This is a genomic window from Fulvivirga kasyanovii, assembly GCF_009711405.1.
Classification (GTDB): Bacteria; Bacteroidota; Bacteroidia; order Cytophagales; family Cyclobacteriaceae; genus Fulvivirga; species Fulvivirga kasyanovii.
In genome coordinates this window covers 1-17,921 of the sequence record NZ_SMLW01000548.1, presented here as the reverse complement: position 1 = coordinate 17,921, position 17,921 = coordinate 1, and the positions used below count along the sequence as shown (strand labels likewise).

Below are 17,921 nucleotides of genomic sequence, written 5' to 3'. Positions count from 1 at the left end.
CCCCAAACCTGGTGCCCTTCCCATATAGCCAGGCGGCCGGAGTAGCATCAGGCTTTAAGAGCAACCTGTTGCAAGAAATTCTGAAAATTATTTATACCAGATGGCGTTACTCAATGAATGCCCGTTATCATTCCTCAAATGATCGACCAGCCTGAACCCCTGATCCTTTTCAGCAATATATTTACGCACAGACTCAGGCATACTGATATGGGGCTTTAAAAGCTCGTCCCTTTCCGGAGAACCAATACCCATACCCAAGGGCACCACACCTGCCCATATATCTGTATCGTAGTCCTCTTTATCGTCTTTAGGAGGGCCTGTCCTGATCTTTGCAGAAGCCTGCTCCATTTCAATGGCCAGCACTGTGGTGGCTTTTAATTCCTTGGCATTGGGAGGCCTTACCTCCTGCCAGCGTCCCTCGATCAGGTGTTCGGACATTACATATAGTGCATGGTCTTTATCTTCGTCAGCCACCACCCGAGCTGTACCGAATACCACAACAGACCTGTAGTTCATGGAGTGATGAAAGGCAGACCGGGCCAGTACCAGTCCGTCAACATGACTTACCGCAAGGGTCATGGGCACACCCTCTTCCAGGTTTTTGATCATCCTGCTGGTAGTGGCCCCATGGATATATAGTTGATTTCCTTCCCTTCCATAAAATGTGGGGATAATCATCGGACGCCCGTCAACCACGAAGCTGATGTGGCACAAAAAGCCTGCATCAAGTATTTCATAGACCGTAGACTTGTCGTAATGGCCTCTTTCAGGGACTCTCTTTACCTTGTTTCTGGTTGTTACTTCAAATTGCTCCATAAGAAATTGTGTTTAACTCATGTAAAACTAATGACTAAACGGAGTATCTTTGGGTGCCATTTTTAACTTATCAAAGGGTCCGGTTATGTTTCCATGGAAGACAGTTATCAGGTTAGACAGCAGCTCAGGCACCCCTCTGTACCTGCAAATAGTAAATGCGATAGTGCGCGAGATTACCAGTGGCCGTCTGGCCAAAAGCACCAAAGTGCCCGGCACCCGGGCCATGTCCGATACTTTAGGGGTAAACAGAAAAACCGTGGTACAGGCTTATGACGAGCTGATGGCCCAGGGGTGGTTTGAGTCCTTTCCTTCGCGTGGGACTTTTGTATCAGGCAAACTCCCCATCGTCAAGCCTCATGTGCTGGGTGCCCATGAAAAGACTGCCGGCTCTGAAACTTTACAGATAAAATCGACCGGTTTTGCTAATTATAAGACGAAACCTAAACATACAATAGAAACCAACTCGGGCACACCCGACCCACGGCTTGCTCCTATCGACTGGATATATAAAGAATGTCGCTCATTATCCGGAAGCAGTTATGGCAAGAACTTTCTAAAATATGGCGACGCCCGTGGTGATGAAAAATTACGGATCACACTAAGCCAGTACCTCTCCGAAACTCGCGGCATGAATATCAGCAAGGATAACATTCTGATCACACGAGGGAGCCAGATGGGCATTTATATGATCTTAAATGTACTCCTCAACAAAAATGATGTGGTGGTGGTAGGCCATAGCAGTTATGATTCGGCCGACTGGAGTATTGAGCATCTCGGGGGCAAATTAAAGCGCATTGGTGTAGATGAATACGGACTCGATATTGATGCATTGGAAAGCCTGTTAAAAACCACAAAAGTAAGTGTGGTTTACATTACTCCTCACCATCATTACCCTACTACGGTCACCTTGTCAGCCGAGCGGAGGATTCAGTTACTTGAACTGGCCTTGAAATACAATTTTGCCATCATAGAAGATGATTACGATTATGATTTCCACTACAGCAGCAGCCCGCTGCTTCCCCTTGCAAGCCTCAATCACCATGAACATGTAATCTATATCGGTTCTTTTAGCAAGATCTTCGCTCCGGCCATCCGGATCGGCTATGTGGTGTCATCCCGCAGGATCATAGACGAACTCAGCAAGATCAGAGGCATTATTGACCGGCAGGGCGACCCGGTAATGGAACATGTGCTGGCCCTGGCGATAGAAAATGGAGAACTTCAACGCCACCTGAAGAAAACCCTCAAAATTTACCTTCTGAGGAGGAATCTGATTTGCAGGCTCTTAACAGAAAAACTCGGTGACTATGTTGAATTTAAAGTACCTGAAGGAGGCATGGCCGTTTGGGTGAAGTTTCGTAACGGCGTAAAGCCTGATGCTGAATCTTTGATAGCTGAGTGTTTAAAGAAGGGACTTTATCTTAATGTAAACCACGACTTTATCAACAACCTTAATGCGATGCGCCTGGGGTTTGCCTCCATAAATGAAGAAGAGATAAATACGGCTATTGATATTCTGGCCGGGGCTATTATTAAACAGCCCGCATCTTGAGTTTTTTCTTCAGCTCCTCCACAGAGGCCTTAAATGAAGCGTTGGTATCCATCATATCATTGACAGACTGTACGGCATGGATAACTGTACTATGGTCGCGACCTCCGAAATGGTAGCCTATAGCTTTTAAAGAATGATTGGTGTATTCTTTAGCAAAATACATCGCTACCTGCCTGGCTATTACTATTTCCTTTTTACGGATCTTATCTTTCAGTGAGGCCACCTCTACTTTGAAGAATTCAGCAACAGTCTTTTGGATATAGTCAATGCCAACCTCTGTTTCTATATCATGAACGATATTCTTGAGGGTTTGCTTGGCAAGCTCCAGGTCAATATCCACTCGGTTGAGTGATGCATGTGCGATCAAAGAGATCAGCACGCCTTCCAGCTCTCTGATGTTGGTATCAACACTGTAAGCGAGGTATTCTATTACGTTTTCAGGGATGTAGATACCATCCGACTGCATTTTTCGCTGGATGATTGCCACCCGGGTTTCATAGTCAGGTTGCTGCAAGTCAGCAGTCAGCCCCCATTTAAATCTGGACAGTAGTCTTTCCTGCAAACCTTTCAGGTCCCGCGGCGGACAATCGCTGGTCATTACGATCTGCTTACCGGCCTGATGCAGGTGGTTGAAGATATGGAAAAATATTTCCTGTGTTCTTTCCTTTCCTGCCAGGAACTGTACATCGTCAATGATCAGGATATCCACCTGCATGTAAAAATTCTGGAACTCCTGCGTTTTGTTGTTCCTCAAAGCATCGATAAACTGATTGGTGAACTTCTCAGACGAAACGTACAGGACAAAGCGGTCAGAAAGATTATTCTTAATTTCATTACCAATAGCCTGTACCAGGTGAGTCTTACCCAGGCCTACCCCTCCGTAAAGCATCAGCGGATTAAAGGAAGTAACCCCTGGCTTTTGAGCAACTGCATACCCGGCAGACCTTGCCAGTCTGTTGCAATCACCTTCGATATACGAATCAAAGGTATTGTTGGGGTTCAACTGAGACTGCTGATAAAGGGAGTCTACCGACTTTAACTGAAACGGAGAGATATACTCGTCCTTACCATTACCGGTATTGTAGTTCTTGGAAGGTGTACGATTAGGAAGACTAACCGATAAGGGTTGGGATTTACTGTTTCCCCTATCCACGATAACAGAATATTCCAGGCGGGCTTTTGGCCCCATCACTGCTATTATCGCTTTCTTCAGTACATGCACGTAATGCTCCTCAAGCCATTCATAGAAAAACTGGCTCGGAACCTGAATAGTCAAAACATCGTCCGCGCACTTTAAAGGCACGATTGGCTGAAACCAAGTGTTGAAACTTTGCTCCGCCACGTTATCCTTGATCACCCGTAGACAATCACTCCAAACCGTTTCACAATCAATGTGCATGTATTGTTATTCTATAAGATTGGTTAGTATCTAAACCCTCTAAGAGAAAAGGGTAACAAATTTGTAAAAAAAATCACGAACATAAAAGCGCTCTACATCTCTATTTTTCAAACATTTCACACTTAATTTTCTTAGTCCAATAAAAGAATACGATTTCTTCAAAATGTATAATTGAAATAGTTACGCAGGTAATAATATTATCTTGGCTCATTTCTCATAAGTAATCCAAAACAATTAACTTTACCTTATAACCTTACATATATATTAATGAGTGAACGACAAAAAAATTTATTTATTGACTTTAAAAATTCTTCCAAAGAGGATTGGGTAAAAAAAGCCACCTCTGACCTGAAAGGTGAAGATGTTTTTGAAAAATATAACTGGAATTTTGACGACAAAATCACCCTCGAACCCTACTATGATAACAGTGATCTAAAGGCCATTGAAAATATTGAGGCTTTTCAAAACAGGCTTATCCTAAAGGAAAACCCTACGGGTGAGAACAGGTACTGGGAAAACCTTCAGAAAATCATTGTAACAGACTCCAAAACAGCAAACAAACAAGCACTGGAAGCTCTCAATAATGGCGCTGACGGAATTATCTTTGACCTCACCCGGGCCCAGGGGATTTCGCTTACCGACCTGCTTGATGATATTTTAATAGATTATTGCAGTATTTCTTTCGTTTTAGGTGCTGACTTCAAAGAACATCTGGCAGCTTATACCGATTTAATCGATAGCAAAGGCATTGACCATCAATCGGTTTCAGGTATTATCTTCCTCAGCGAAGGCCACCAGTCCCCTGACAATTACCTGGAGGCTTTTAAAGCTACCATTAACCTGCCCGGCCTGCTGTCATTGAGCATAATGTCAACGGAGCAAACTGCCTCTTCCGCTATTGCCCATCTGTTACACTCTACTGTTTCAGTAATCAATGCTTTCGAAGCCACTCAACTTGATATTCACCAGATCCTTTCAAAAATCACCTTCGGTCTGCAGGTATCTACAGACTATTTTGGGGAGATTGCCAAGGCCAGGGCTCTAAGGAACCTGTTTTTCCAGCTCAGCCAGGCCTACAAGGCAGACGGTTTTAACCCTGAAAACCTGCACATACATGCCATTTCACCGGCCTGGACAGAAGAGAAATACCAGCCTCACGCCAATATGCTGAAAGCAACCACAGCGGCTATGTCTGCCATATTGGGTGGATGCGACAGTTTATTGGTTGAGCCTGAGGACTACAGCAACACCCTCATGGTGCGGATAGCCCGCAATGTAAGTTCTATCCTGAAAGAAGAATCTTATTTCAATAAAACCAACGATCCTGCGGCAGGATCTTACTACCTGGAGGTACTTACCGACAAGCTGGCCCGAACGGCCTGGCAGAAATTCCAGGAAAAAGTAAAACAGGAAAAAGAAGAGATACAATAACTACCTATGCAACCAGATTTTACCCATATAAAATACAACGAATTCACCCCTGAAAAGGAAAATTCACATCAGGCTACTACTACAGCATCAGCAGAAAAAATAGATATACAATCTTTCTACACAAAGAAAGATTTTGAAAAACTAAAACACACCGGTTATTCGGCGGGTATACCTCCTTACCTGAGAGGCCCCTATTCCACCATGTATGCTGGCAGACCATGGACGATACGTCAGTACGCAGGTTTCTCCACTGCCGAAGAGTCTAATGCTTTTTACAGAAGAAACCTGGCCGCAGGACAAAAAGGACTTTCTGTTGCCTTTGACCTCGCCACCCACCGCGGTTACGATTCTGATCATCCAAGAGTAGCCGGTGATGTAGGCAAGGCCGGGGTGGCCATCGACTCCGTACTGGATATGAAAGTACTCTTCGATCAGATCCCGCTGGATAAAATGTCTGTATCCATGACTATGAATGGTGCCGTGCTGCCTGTTATGGCATTTTATATAGCTGCGGCAGAAGAGCAGGGCGTAAAACCAGAGCAACTAAGCGGCACTATCCAGAACGATATTCTGAAAGAATTTATGGTGAGGAACACTTATATATACCCTCCCCTGCCTTCCATGAAGATCATTGCGGATATTTTTGAATATACTTCTAAAAATATGCCGCGGTTCAACTCCATCAGTATCAGCGGTTATCATATGCAGGAAGCCGGCGCAACGGCCGATATCGAACTGGCCTATACACTGGCCGATGGGTTGGAGTACCTGAGAACCGGAATTAACGCCGGTATGGACATTGATGTGTTTGCCCCGCGATTGTCATTCTTCTGGGCCATTGGCATGAACCATTTTATGGAAATAGCCAAAATGCGCGCAGGCAGATTACTTTGGGCGAGGATCGTAAAGCAATTCAACCCCAAGAACCCCAAATCCATGGCACTGAGGACACACTGCCAGACTTCGGGTTGGAGCCTGACCGAACAGGACCCTTATAATAATGTTACGCGTACCTGTGTTGAGGCGCTTGCTGCAGCATTGGGCCATACCCAATCTTTACACACCAACGCACTGGATGAAGCCATAGCCCTGCCTACTGACTTCTCGGCCAGAATAGCTCGTAATACTCAGCTTTACCTGCAAAATGAAACCGGCATCACTCATGTAGTGGACCCGTGGGGAGGCTCATACTATGTAGAAAGCCTCACTGCCGAACTTGTAGATAAAGCCTGGGCATTGATTGAGGAAGTTGAAGAGCTGGGAGGTATGGCCAAAGCGATAGAAAGTGGTGTGCCTAAAATGAGAATCGAAGAAGCCGCCGCCCGAAAGCAGGCCAGGATAGATTCGGGAAAAGACATTATCGTGGGTGTAAACAAATACCAGACTGATGAGGAACCTGACTTCGACATTCTTGAAGTGGACAACACCCGTGTGAGGAACCAACAAATTGAAAGGCTGAATAAGATGAAGGCTGAGCGCAACAATGAAGAGGTTCAGCAGTCACTCCGGGCACTAACAGAATCTGCTAAATCCGGCCAGGGCAACCTGCTGGAGCTGGCCGTGGACGCAGCCAGAAAAAGGGCAACACTTGGCGAGATCTCTGATGCCATGGAAGAGGTCTATGGCCGACACAAAGCTACTATAAGATCAATTTCAGGAATCTATTCAGGAGAAGTAAAAATGGACAACAACTTTAAAGAGGCCAAGGCCCTCTCGGATCAGTTTGCCGAAGAAGAAGGTAGAAGACCTCGGATCATGGTAGCCAAAATGGGTCAGGATGGTCACGATCGCGGGGCAAAAGTAATTGCCACAAGTTTTGCAGACCTGGGATTCGATGTGGATATCGGGCCATTGTTCCAGACCCCGGAAGAGGTAGCTCAGCAGGCTGCGGAAAATGATGTGCATGTAATCGGGGCTTCCAGCCTTGCAGCAGGACATAAAACCCTGATCCCTGAGCTGATCAATGCTCTTAATAAACTTGGCCGGGAAGACATTATGGTTATTGCCGGAGGGGTAATTCCTCCTAAAGACTATGACTATTTATATAAAGCCGGGGTTAGCGGAATATTCGGTCCCGGGACTGTGATTGCAGAAGCGGCGAAGGACATTCTGAACAAATTGCTAAAAAGCTAAAAAGTAATAGTCTAAATTATTATATTTATATAGGAACAAGCTTCCCCGAAACTAAATATACGTGTCATGGATTTTAATTACACAGGCTTTAAGGCAGGTTTTGTCTTTATGCTTCTATTCTTGTGCTCAGTAAGTTATGCCCAAAATTGGGACAAATACCTGGATAAAGCTGATGCTCAATATGAAGAGGGTGATTATGTAAAAGCCAAAAAGACCCTGGCCAAATTCAAGAAGAAATTATCAAAAAAACTAGGTACCAACAATGAGTACATGCCGCAGTACTACCTCAGAGAAGCCAGGTTCAACCTGGCAGTGGGTGTATTGGTAGATTTTGACAATAGTATTCAACAGGCACTACAGGTAAGCCTGGCCGTAAATGGTGAAGGCAGCGTAAAGCATGCTCAAAACCAACTGGAAGTAGCAGAGATCCTGGCCCACTACGGCAACTACGTAAGTGCCCAGGAGCATGTAGATGCCGCGGAAAAGACGTTGAAATCATCGGATAAACTGGATGATAAAATGCAGGCCCAAATAAACCTGACCCGTGCAGAAGTATTGTCCGGCCAGGGTTATTACCGAAAAGCGCTTTCATTTATCAATAGCCAACTGGATTACTTTCAAAGCAGGGCGGTGCTCAAAGAGACTTATGTAGATGAATCGGGGAAGTTAAAAACACGGAGGCTTTCTGAAGAGGAAGTAGGTGAAAGGCTGGGGGACTATGCAACTTTGCTGACCCTTAAAGCCAACACTTTTAGAAAAAAAGGGAACTACAACAGTGCAGACAGTGCATTTGTAAGGGCGGAAGAGTGGATCGATTCCAATTTGGGTAACACCAGTGTTTATTATATCAACAACCAGTATTTACATGGCAAGCTGCTGGTTGAAAATGGTATAGACGTAGACAAGATGCCTAACAACATCAAATTTGAAAAATCACTGTCTAACCTGAAAAGACAGCACGAAGAGTCGCATTACCTGGCTTTTGAGCTCTTCGAGGCTCTTTTGAAGCAGTATTTACTTAATGATAACAAAGCAAAGTATCGTAGCCTTAAGGTGGAGTATGAAAAGGCGATAAAAAGAAATTTTGCAAAAACCAGCCTCCACTACCTCAACCTGGAAACTATTGAGTTTGACTCCAAGCTTGTAAAAGAGAGAACGAAAAATCTGGAGACACAGGCGTATGCCATACTGGCCTCCACGAGGGCACTTCCCAGAAACCATAAAAAGACCATTGACATCCTGGACTTCCTCTACAGACTCACAAGACAGAACCAGAACTTCATGGGTGCAGAAAAGAACCTTGCGGATATCATTGAGATCAAGAAAACATTATATGGGGAAAACTCCCCCGAATACCATCTGGCAAAAATTGAACTGGCCAACTACTATCTTGACTTCACAGATAAGATCAAAGAAGCTGAGAAGATCTATAATGAAAGTTTCTTCGAAATTGTAAGTAAGGAGATAGACCCGTGGCACAAGGACTATGTAAACATACTCAACCACATCTCCTCCTTCTACGAGAGTACCGACCAATATGCCAAAGCGTCGGCTGCACTGGACAGGGCTCTTGACGCTGCCCGCTCCAAGTACGATGACCAGGATCCTGATTATGGTGTGGAACTGAATGAAATAGCCAAGCTGCAAATCAAACTGGGAGAATATGATAAGGCCCAGGAGAATATTACCAAGTCGACTGAAATACTGGAAAGGGAAAGACGCAATGAAAAACGGGTTGCCGATTATGTGAGTGCTATGGAAACGAGTGCCAAACTAAAGGCAATTCAAGGCTTGTTTGATGATGCGGAGGTAACACTGGAGCGTTCCCAAAAATTATTGACCAGGGCTGAGTCTACTGTAAATTATAACGAGCTTAATGCCACTGAGGAACTGGCCAGCCTGTACATTACCCTTGGCAGGTATACCGAGACCGAGAGGCTGCTACAAAAGCTCATTTCTACTTATGAGGTACGCTACGGCCGCCAATCCAGAAGGCTTGTAGGACCTTTGGTTAACAAGGGCAGACTAAAATTAATAGCCGGTGAATATCCTGAGGCTGAAAAAACTGCTCAACGTGCACTGGCTATTGGTGAAAGTATTTTTGGAAGCAATTCTTCCAAGATAGCGCCTTCCCTCCTGCTGCTTTCGGAAATATACACCAGCATCGGAGACTATGAAAAAGCACAGGCCAATGCAGAAAGGGCCATCAAAATACAGGAGGCCCAGTTCGGGAGGCAGCATGTGGATGTTGGCAACTCCATCACACAACTGGCCCTCATCCGCTTCTACAAAGGGGACAACCTGAAAGATGTGGAAAAACTGATGGATGAAGCCAAAAATATCATTGCCGGCAAGCTAGGGACCCGTAATCCTCAGTATGCGAATATTTTAACAGAACTTTCTAAGGTTTACATCTCTCAAAAAAGGTTTGATGAAGCTTTTAATGCCCTTACACTAGCGGAAAACATATGGGTTGCTAAAGTCGGTCGCAGAAACAACATCAACGCCGCCAGCATTTACACCCTTACCGGTGATATCTATTATCTGCAACGGAAGTTTGATCTGGCTGAGGAGAATTACGAAAAGGCCAAGAAGCTGTATGAGAAATTTTTCAATAATAACCACCCCGAATATGTAAAGATACTCTCCAAACTCAGCAAGGTCTATTATATGGAAGGGGACAGCCGCAATGCCAAGAAATTCATAGAAGAAGCACTGGTCAACTATGGAAACTTTATCAGGGATTTCTTCCCGGCACTTAGCGAAAGGGAGAAGGCCAAGTACTGGAACACCATTCGTCCTGACTTTGAGTTTTACAATACACTGGCCTTTAACCTGAAAGATACTGACAAAAAGGTAGTAGGCTCGGTATACAACAATGCACTGCTTACCAAAGCCATACTATTAAACTCATCTATAAAAATCAGGGAAAGGATACTTACCAGCAGTGACGAGGAGCTGAAAAGCAAGTACAATGACTGGCTGGCAAAGAAGGAGCACCTGACCAACGTACTGTCCATGAGTGTGGAGCAGCTTACTGAAAACCAGATCGACCCGGTAGCACTGTCTCATGAAGTGGAGCAACTGGAAAAAGACCTGAGCCAAAAATCCGAACTTTTTAGCTCCAGCTTTGAGGATAAGACTATCGTATGGCAAAATGTGCAAAAAGCACTTAAACCTAACGAAATAGCTATTGAAATGGTGAGGTACCGTTATTTTGACCATGTATTTACTGATTCGGTAGTATATGCTGCCATCTACATCAAACATGAAAAAGAGCAATCGGAACCAGAAGTAGTGCTGATCAAAAATGGCCATGACCTTGAGAATAAATTCTTCAAGTTTTATAGAAACAGCATCACTTTTAAGGTAAAGGACAGATACTCTTATGACAACTACTGGGCGCCTTTGAAAAACATAGCCGGTGCATACCCCACTATTTACCTTTCGGCCGATGGTGTCTATAACCAGATCAACCTTGAAGCCATACCTGTAACTGATGATAAGTATGTGATCGATAACTCCAATATAATCCTGGTAAGCAACACCAAAGACATTTACCTGAGACAGGTAAAGACCCAACTGGTGCAGGAAGAAAAAAGGGCCTCAATGTTCGGGAACCCGGCCTTCTATCTGGCTTCGAATTCGGGAGACATCAATGCCCTGCCCGGCACGGAGCGTGAGGTACGCGAACTTCGGGACTTGCTCAGCAATAAGGGATGGACAACCAACTCATACATGGAGCAGGAGGCTAATGAGGAGCAAATCAAAAGACTGGATAACCCGAAGGTATTTCACATTGCAACGCACGGCTTTTTCACACCTGTAAAAGAGCTGGACACGTCTGATGAGATCATGCAAAGTGAATCGGAAGCTGCCCAAAACCCCTTGCTGCGCACCGGTCTTTTGCTGACCGGCGCCGGAGACCTTTTGAATAAAACGGCTTACAACTACAACATTGAAAGTGGTATACTTACGGCCTATGAAGCCATGAACCTCAACCTTGACCAAACAGAACTGGTGGTATTAAGTGCATGCGAAACAGGCCTGGGCGAGCTTGCTGTTGGGGAGGGTGTTTATGGCTTACAGCGCGCCTTCCTGGTAGCAGGTGCCAAAACGCTGATCATGAGTATGTTTAAAGTAGATGACAAGGCAACCCAACTGCTGATGACCAAATTTTACAAAAAATGGCTGGAAACCGGAAAGAAAAGACAGTCGTTCATAGAGGCCAAAAAAGAACTCAGAACTGAATATCCTGATCCTATTTATTGGGGATCGTTTATTATGATAGGGCTGGATTAATAATTTATAACTCAAACAAGAAAAGCTGTTCCATGTTGATAAAACGGGAACAGCTTTTTTATTTCTATTGATTACATTGACTTTAACAGCCTAAAAAAGCATTTTAGCAGCACATGGAACAGCCCGGCAATACATCAAAACAAAACTGGAAAACATATCTTCACGAAGTTATCTTTGAAGCCGATACTGCTGAAGGCAAGGCTTTTGATGTGGTACTGCTGATTGCTATTTTGCTCAGTGTACTGGCCGTCATGTTAGAAAGCGTCTCGGGCATCAAGGCAGAATATGGAGACATCCTCTATACCATCGAATGGGTTTTTACTGTTCTTTTCACCCTTGAATACATGGCACGGTTAATTGTAGTCACCAAGCCCTGGAGGTATGCCGTCAGCTTTTTTGGTATTGTTGATCTACTTTCCATTTTACCCACTTTCCTCAGCCTTTTCTTCGCAGGGGCACATTCGCTCCTGGTGATCAGGAGTATCAGGCTGCTCAGAGTGTTCCGGGTATTTAAGCTTGCCCGTTTTTTAGGTGAGGCCTCTCAATTGACGGCCGCTTTAAGGGCCAGCAGGCCAAAGATCATCGTGTTCATAGGAGCGGTTTTTGCCATGACCGTAGTGCTGGGGACAGCCATGTACCTGATAGAAGGAGGTGAAAACGGCTTTACCAGCATCCCGAAAAGCATTTACTGGGCAGTGGTAACGCTAACTACTGTCGGCTATGGAGACATTGCTCCTCAGACTGTACTCGGGCAGGCTTTGGCTACTTTGATCATGATATTAGGCTATGGCATTATTGCAGTCCCCACGGGTATAGTTTCTGCAGAAATGAGTAAGGCAAAAGAACTCCATCCTGTAACTACTCAGGCATGCCCACATTGCGGAGCAGAAGGGCACGACAGCGACGCTTCATATTGTAAGAAGTGCGGCGGAAGGTTATAAATTCAGTCTTTTTTAGAGAAATAGAATAGCTTCCCAGTTTCGTTTGAGGTAATAAAATCGGTATCCGAAACGAAAACAATTCCTTCCATCTGAGCTCCACGCACGAACCTTAGGGCCTTGTATTCCCCCTTAAAGAAGGTATTGGTAGCCGATATCTTAAACAAATAAATACGCCCGTAGCTCGACAAGGCCAGAAGGTCACCCGACTCATTGATGTCTGCCCCGGTTATGAGATTAGGCAAATACAGACTTTCAACCGGGCTTATGCTATACTCTCCCGGTGCATCCGGCAAAGCGTAGTGGTTTACCTGTTTTTTGCCTCTGTTCTTGGTAAACAAATGAAGCTTCCCCGCATGCCAGCACATGGCTTCCACATCATAATTCATTTCCTGCTTCTCCGGTGGAAATTGTTGCTGATCCTGATAATGAAAGTGTATTTCTGAAAGTTGCCGGTCTGCGATGTTGTACTTGTATATAACAAGGTTCTTTCGTTGGTTAGCATTGTTGCCAAAATCACCAATATAATAATTTCCCTGGTCGTCCTGGGTTATGTCTTCCCAATCACGGTTTCTGGCATTTATTAGCAGGGTGTCTTTAATCGCACCTTTAAGGTCAGTTACAAAAAGAGCGCTTTCTCCGCCACTATCGTTATGAGTGATCAGCAGACTATCCTGATAGGTCTCAAGTCCTGAACTCTCCTTAAAGTTTTTTATCACTGCAAAAGTAGCTTTCCTGTATTCGCCCCGGTTGGCCTCAAATTCATCGGGCGCCGGGTTAAAGGTGTTGACCAGCATCGATTTCAACACTACCGCCAGGCCTATCAGCTTAAACTTCAACATTGTGGTGAGCTACAAATTTTAATATGGTCTCTTCAACCTGCTCTCGATTGTGCCAGTACTCCCGGCTGTAGAGTCCTTTGAAATTCCAGTTTTTCTTGCTCAGTGTAAATGGCGTATAGACATGAAGATCTTTTACAGAGATGCTCTGATAATAGAGGTCATCATCGGTAATAAGCAGTCCCAGATAATGGTTACCATTTTTCACAGTCAGGTCAGCAAAAGGCAGCTCTTCCTCCAACTGAAAATCTTTGGAAATTGACTTGCTCCATTCTTCCAGTTTCTTTTTCAGGTACCATTCCGCATGATGGTTTTTCTCCGGGTATGGCACCGCTTTGAAGTTACCTTCTGAAACTTCCCAGGCATATTCAAGATAGGCTTTTAAAAGTTTGGGGCCTTCATTCTTCGCGCCTTCCACTTTCAACTGGCCAGGCATAATGCTGCTAACGATGATCACCTTTTCCCGTGCCCGAGTAACAGCTACGTTCAACCTGTTTTCTCCACTTACTGCATTCAGGTTACCAAACTGCATCATCATACGGCCGCTACTGTCAGGCGCATAGGCTGTCGAGAAGATGATGATGTCTTTCTCATCACCCTGAACGTTTTCAATGTTTTTCACAAACCATGTCGGAGGTATTATGATCTGCTCATCCATGCATCGCTGATCAAGGATGTCAATAATATGCTGTTGCTGGCGTGCGTTAAAAGTAACGACACCTACCTGCTTAGTGGCATCAGTTTTTAATATCTCCACCAGGAGGTCGACCACTTTTATGGCCTCTTCATTATTAATGTTGTTGTCCCACACCCCATCCACTTTCACATATTTTATGGCCGGTTCATTTTTATTTACCACCTGGTGATCAGGAAGCAATTTTAAGTTTCCGTCGTAAAAATGGCGGTTTGAAAAATCTATCAAATCCAGCGATTTGCTTCGGTAATGGCCTTTCAACTGTACATTCATCAGGTGGTGACCTGCCAGTTCCAGCAACGAATCGACCTCCAGGGCAGGATTATCATCCGATTCTTCTTCAAACCGCGCCTGGTAAAGATCATTAGGCCTAAGCTGCTTGTTATCACCTGCAACCATCACCTGTCTGCCGCGATACATGGCCGGTATACCCCGCTCTACAAAGCATTGTGAAGCTTCATCGAAGATCACGAGGTCAAACATTTCTGCCATCGGAAAAATAGCTGAAACCGACTCGGGCGATGCCATCCAGCAGGGTACAAGCTGAAAAAGCTCTTCGTAATGATTGGCAATAACTTTCCTCAACGGCCACACCCTGCGCTTTTTGGTGGCCTGATGGTAAAGGTCACGGTAGGTAACCATGTTGTTGAGGCGGTTATATTCTACATTTTCATAAGTCCGCTCTCGTGCCCTGAGCAAGAGCATGTCATTGCTCACCATCAATTTCTCCCTCACAAGATTTTGCAGCTCAGCCTCCAGCTTTTGAAATTTGAGTGATGAAACTGATCTCAATACGGGGTATTTGGTTTCAATATGCTCGATCCAGGATATCCTCAAACTGTTCTGAAACAACGCTTCTATGGAATCCGGGCTGTAATCCTCAGCCGCTTCAATCACTTTATCTATTACCTGTATTTCCTGTCCTGTAAGTGCAGTCCTTATCTTATCATATTCGCATAAAGCATCAAAATCATTTCTTAGCACAGCTTTCAGCTTGGCTGCCAGCTCAGGGTTCTGGGTAATGTTGGTTATCTGGCTATTAGTAAGGTACATCAGCCATTCGGCTTTTTTCAACGGTACCTCTTTGATCACCCTGAAAAGCTCTTCAAGTTTAAACTTCAACTCTTCATAAGTCAGCTTCTGCACATTAAAATACTCCTTAAAATTGCGCATGGAGCTAAATATCAGCTTTGCCTTAACAGATAACTTCTGCAGGTGGAACCAGTTTTGCAAATGCACCTTTTCATAGCTTTGAGGCACATCCGTCAGCCATTCACGCTTTCTTATCTTGGTGAGGTTGTGTTCCAGGTTCAACCGGTTATCGATTTTCTCCACCATGGTGTTAAAACCTTCGCGGTTCCTCTTGAGGTTATTCTCTACCAGTACACGCTTAATGTAAAATTTATCTTTTGAAAAAAGCCTCCATTGCACAAGACGCAAAAGGCTTTTGCGCGCCACCATATTGCGCTGTAGCACTTCCTGGAATTTACCGAGCTGGTCGGAGGGCAAACTTGTTTCAGGCCCAGTCCCTTTGTAGCACTCCATCAGTACACGCTCAGTGTTAGACAGCCAAAGGTTGCTGGTTTCACTATCAGAGTAGGACATCATGTGCTGGAAGTACTCGTAAGTTTTTTCGTTCTTCAATATTCCCAGCATTTCAACCACAAACTCTCTCTTATTCAGTAGCGTTTCACAATCATCAAGAGTGAGCCTGGAACCCGTTATCTGCTCCAGTTGGTCGGCTATTTCTTCCTGATACCGGGGTATCTCGTCGAGAATTTCATTAAACCGCTGTAAATCCGAGACCGTGAAATTTTCAAATGATTTCCTGTCGAGCCATTCATAACCCGAGCGGTTAAAAAGCTGAGCGTAGCTCGCGTAGTTCCGCAAGCGCGTGAGAAAAGGCGACAGGTCATCGAAACGGAAGTGGGTGTACTCCTGCTTCAGGTTTAATGTAGGCTTATCAATATATGAGGTAAGGTAGAGTTCTTTTACAGCAACACCGCATTCGCTTTCATCGAACAGGGCAAATTTAAACTCCTCCATCTCCTCTGTGATCTGGTCTATCCTTCTGCTGATCTGGAGGAATTTCCGCTCGAGCTGAATGGCATCCAGGCCATTGTTTTTCATCTTATACTCATCCAGGCGCTCAATCTGACGAGCTATTTTATGATAGATCTCTTTTCTGTCGTTTCTGAAATCATGCACCAGACCCATGAAATCAGCCATCCCTTTCTCGTCCATCCGGTCGTAAACCACATCAAGTGCAGCACGTTTCTGGCAAACTACCAGTACTTTTTTGCCTATAGCTACATGGTCTGCCACCAGGTTGCAGATCAATTGGGATTTACCGGTACCCGGAGGGCCCTGCACCACTATGGAGTTGCCTTTTTTAATAGCTTTCAATGCATTCTCCTGGTAAGCATCCATTTTAAAAGGCGTGAAGGTCTTCTCCTCGTCCACACTTTTCAAAAAGTAGTAATCCGGCCCCTGCTCTTTTGATTCCTCATAAACAGACCTCGCCTGAAAAAATTCTTCAATATCCTTCACCCTGGAATTTTCTATCAAGTGCATATAATCCGGCACCAGATACGACCCTGCCTGCGGGAATATACCCAACACGGCTTCAGGGTACATTTTCAACTCCCCGTCCTTTTCGTTCTTTTCGAAATCAGGTTTTTTAAACTCCTCAAAAGCAGTCAGTTCATCCCTGAAATTTTCCTGGTTAAAATTGACCTCAATGAGACTGTCCTTAAACAGTTGGTAGAGCGAAGTCCTGAAAATGGTGCTGTCCGTATCAAAATCCTCCATGCTACGGTCGAGCAGGTCATCGGAAAGCGGTATTTTATTATAGTGTGCGTAAGCCAGTAAAAACGATTTGTTTAGGGTGACCCCGGCATCATGGCGCTGTTTTAATTTCCACTGCTTATCCACGGCCACTACCTCAACCGGGAAAAACAAGACCGGGCAACGAATGAGGGTACCATCGGACAGTTTGCCCCTGACGAAAGGCCAGCCAATGTACAGGTCTTTAGAACCTCTTTCTTCATAGATAAACTGATCGAGCCGGGAAAGCTTTTTAAGTTTCCTGCTCATCCGGTTGGCATCTTCATCGCGGCTGTCCATTTGTGGCCCAAGAGTTATGCTCTTACCTGCAATCATGGATTCTATAATACCAAAAGAGCCTCCCTTGGTGATAAAGTTAAAGTCGTGCACATCAATAAACTGCTCGGCAGGCAGACGCAACAGGAGCAGAGACCTGTTGTTACCGGAAAGATTGGTAAGCCGCTTAAGATATGATTTTAGCAGTTCGTGCATTGCTTATCTATTAGAGAATGGAAAATATAACAATTTTATTGATTTAAGAATCGCAAATCTATGAAATAAACCCAACACACTTTCTGCATAAATTAAGTAGCGCGCAGAGTCTCCAGATTCCAAATATGGGGCCAGTTTAGCAATAACTAACGAGGCTGGCATATAGATATTGTATAAGTCACTGACCTGTTGAAACTTATCACGGTGACACCAGTAAGCAACAATGAGGCTGGTCGGTTTGTTCGGGGGTGTGGTGGAAGTTATTGCTTCTCTCAGGATCGCCTTTCATTTTTGTTTACTGGCCGGGCCTGGCACCGACCTTTATGATATTGACACAAACCCACTTGTGAAAGCCACATTGAATAATTTTAATTTCATCCAACTCACTTCTGTCTCAGGTTTGAATGATTACCTACACAAAAATCAACTTCTGCTAATAATCCCAAGATATTAACTAAAGGTAGTACCAAAAATACCTAGCAATAGCGATTGTCTCGCA

At 44.6% G+C, this 17,921-nt stretch carries 9 protein-coding genes; 5 read left to right on the top strand and 4 right to left on the bottom strand.

The features are described 5' to 3' along the window. Positions 1 to 87: 87 nt before the first annotated feature. Positions 88 to 816, bottom strand: a complete 729-nt coding sequence (locus tag E1163_RS13130; RefSeq protein WP_155172493.1) for a pyridoxamine 5'-phosphate oxidase family protein — start codon at positions 814 to 816, stop codon at positions 88 to 90. Positions 817 to 901: 85 nt separating this feature from the next. On the opposite strand from E1163_RS13130, the gene pdxR reads away from it, so the two are divergent. After that, the gene (gene pdxR / locus E1163_RS13125; RefSeq protein WP_155172491.1) at positions 902 to 2,368 is read left to right on the top strand and encodes a MocR-like pyridoxine biosynthesis transcription factor PdxR; all 1,467 of its coding nucleotides are present in this window, start codon (positions 902 to 904) and stop codon (positions 2,366 to 2,368) included. On the opposite strand, the gene dnaA is transcribed toward pdxR, so the two are convergent. Further along, positions 2,349 to 3,767: a chromosomal replication initiator protein DnaA gene (dnaA, locus tag E1163_RS13120; RefSeq protein WP_155172489.1), complete on the bottom strand. Its 1,419-nt coding sequence runs from the start codon at positions 3,765 to 3,767 to the stop codon at positions 2,349 to 2,351. The genes pdxR and dnaA overlap by 20 nt on opposite strands. 267 nt (positions 3,768 to 4,034) lie before the next feature. Here dnaA and E1163_RS13115 point away from each other — a divergent pair, with 267 nt between their 5' ends. The 4 genes from E1163_RS13115 to E1163_RS13100 all read left to right on the top strand — a co-directional run bounded on the left by E1163_RS13115 (position 4,035) and on the right by E1163_RS13100 (position 12,574). After that, a complete protein-coding gene (locus E1163_RS13115) occupies positions 4,035 to 5,198 on the top strand; it encodes a methylmalonyl-CoA mutase family protein (protein WP_155172487.1) in 1,164 nt (387 codons plus the stop codon). 6 nt (positions 5,199 to 5,204) lie between these two features. Continuing rightward, the gene (scpA, locus tag E1163_RS13110) at positions 5,205 to 7,331 is read left to right on the top strand and encodes a methylmalonyl-CoA mutase (protein ID WP_155172485.1); all 2,127 of its coding nucleotides are present in this window, start codon (positions 5,205 to 5,207) and stop codon (positions 7,329 to 7,331) included. A gap of 66 nt (positions 7,332 to 7,397) precedes the next feature. Further along, the gene (locus tag E1163_RS13105; protein WP_155172483.1) at positions 7,398 to 11,633 is read left to right on the top strand and encodes a CHAT domain-containing protein; all 4,236 of its coding nucleotides are present in this window, start codon (positions 7,398 to 7,400) and stop codon (positions 11,631 to 11,633) included. 113 nt (positions 11,634 to 11,746) lie between these two features. Next, positions 11,747 to 12,574 (top strand): ion transporter, encoded by an 828-nt coding sequence (locus tag E1163_RS13100; RefSeq protein ID WP_155172480.1) that lies wholly within the window; start codon positions 11,747 to 11,749, stop codon positions 12,572 to 12,574. A gap of 2 nt (positions 12,575 to 12,576) precedes the next feature. Here E1163_RS13100 and E1163_RS13095 read toward each other — a convergent pair whose 3' ends face one another. Beyond that, positions 12,577 to 13,413 (bottom strand): hypothetical protein, encoded by an 837-nt coding sequence (locus E1163_RS13095; RefSeq protein WP_155172478.1) that lies wholly within the window; start codon positions 13,411 to 13,413, stop codon positions 12,577 to 12,579. Beyond that, the gene (locus tag E1163_RS13090; RefSeq protein ID WP_155172475.1) at positions 13,400 to 17,422 is read right to left on the bottom strand and encodes an AAA domain-containing protein; all 4,023 of its coding nucleotides are present in this window, start codon (positions 17,420 to 17,422) and stop codon (positions 13,400 to 13,402) included. Before E1163_RS13090 ends, E1163_RS13095 begins: the two co-directional genes overlap by 14 nt. Between the last annotated feature and the right edge of the window lie 499 nt (positions 17,423 to 17,921).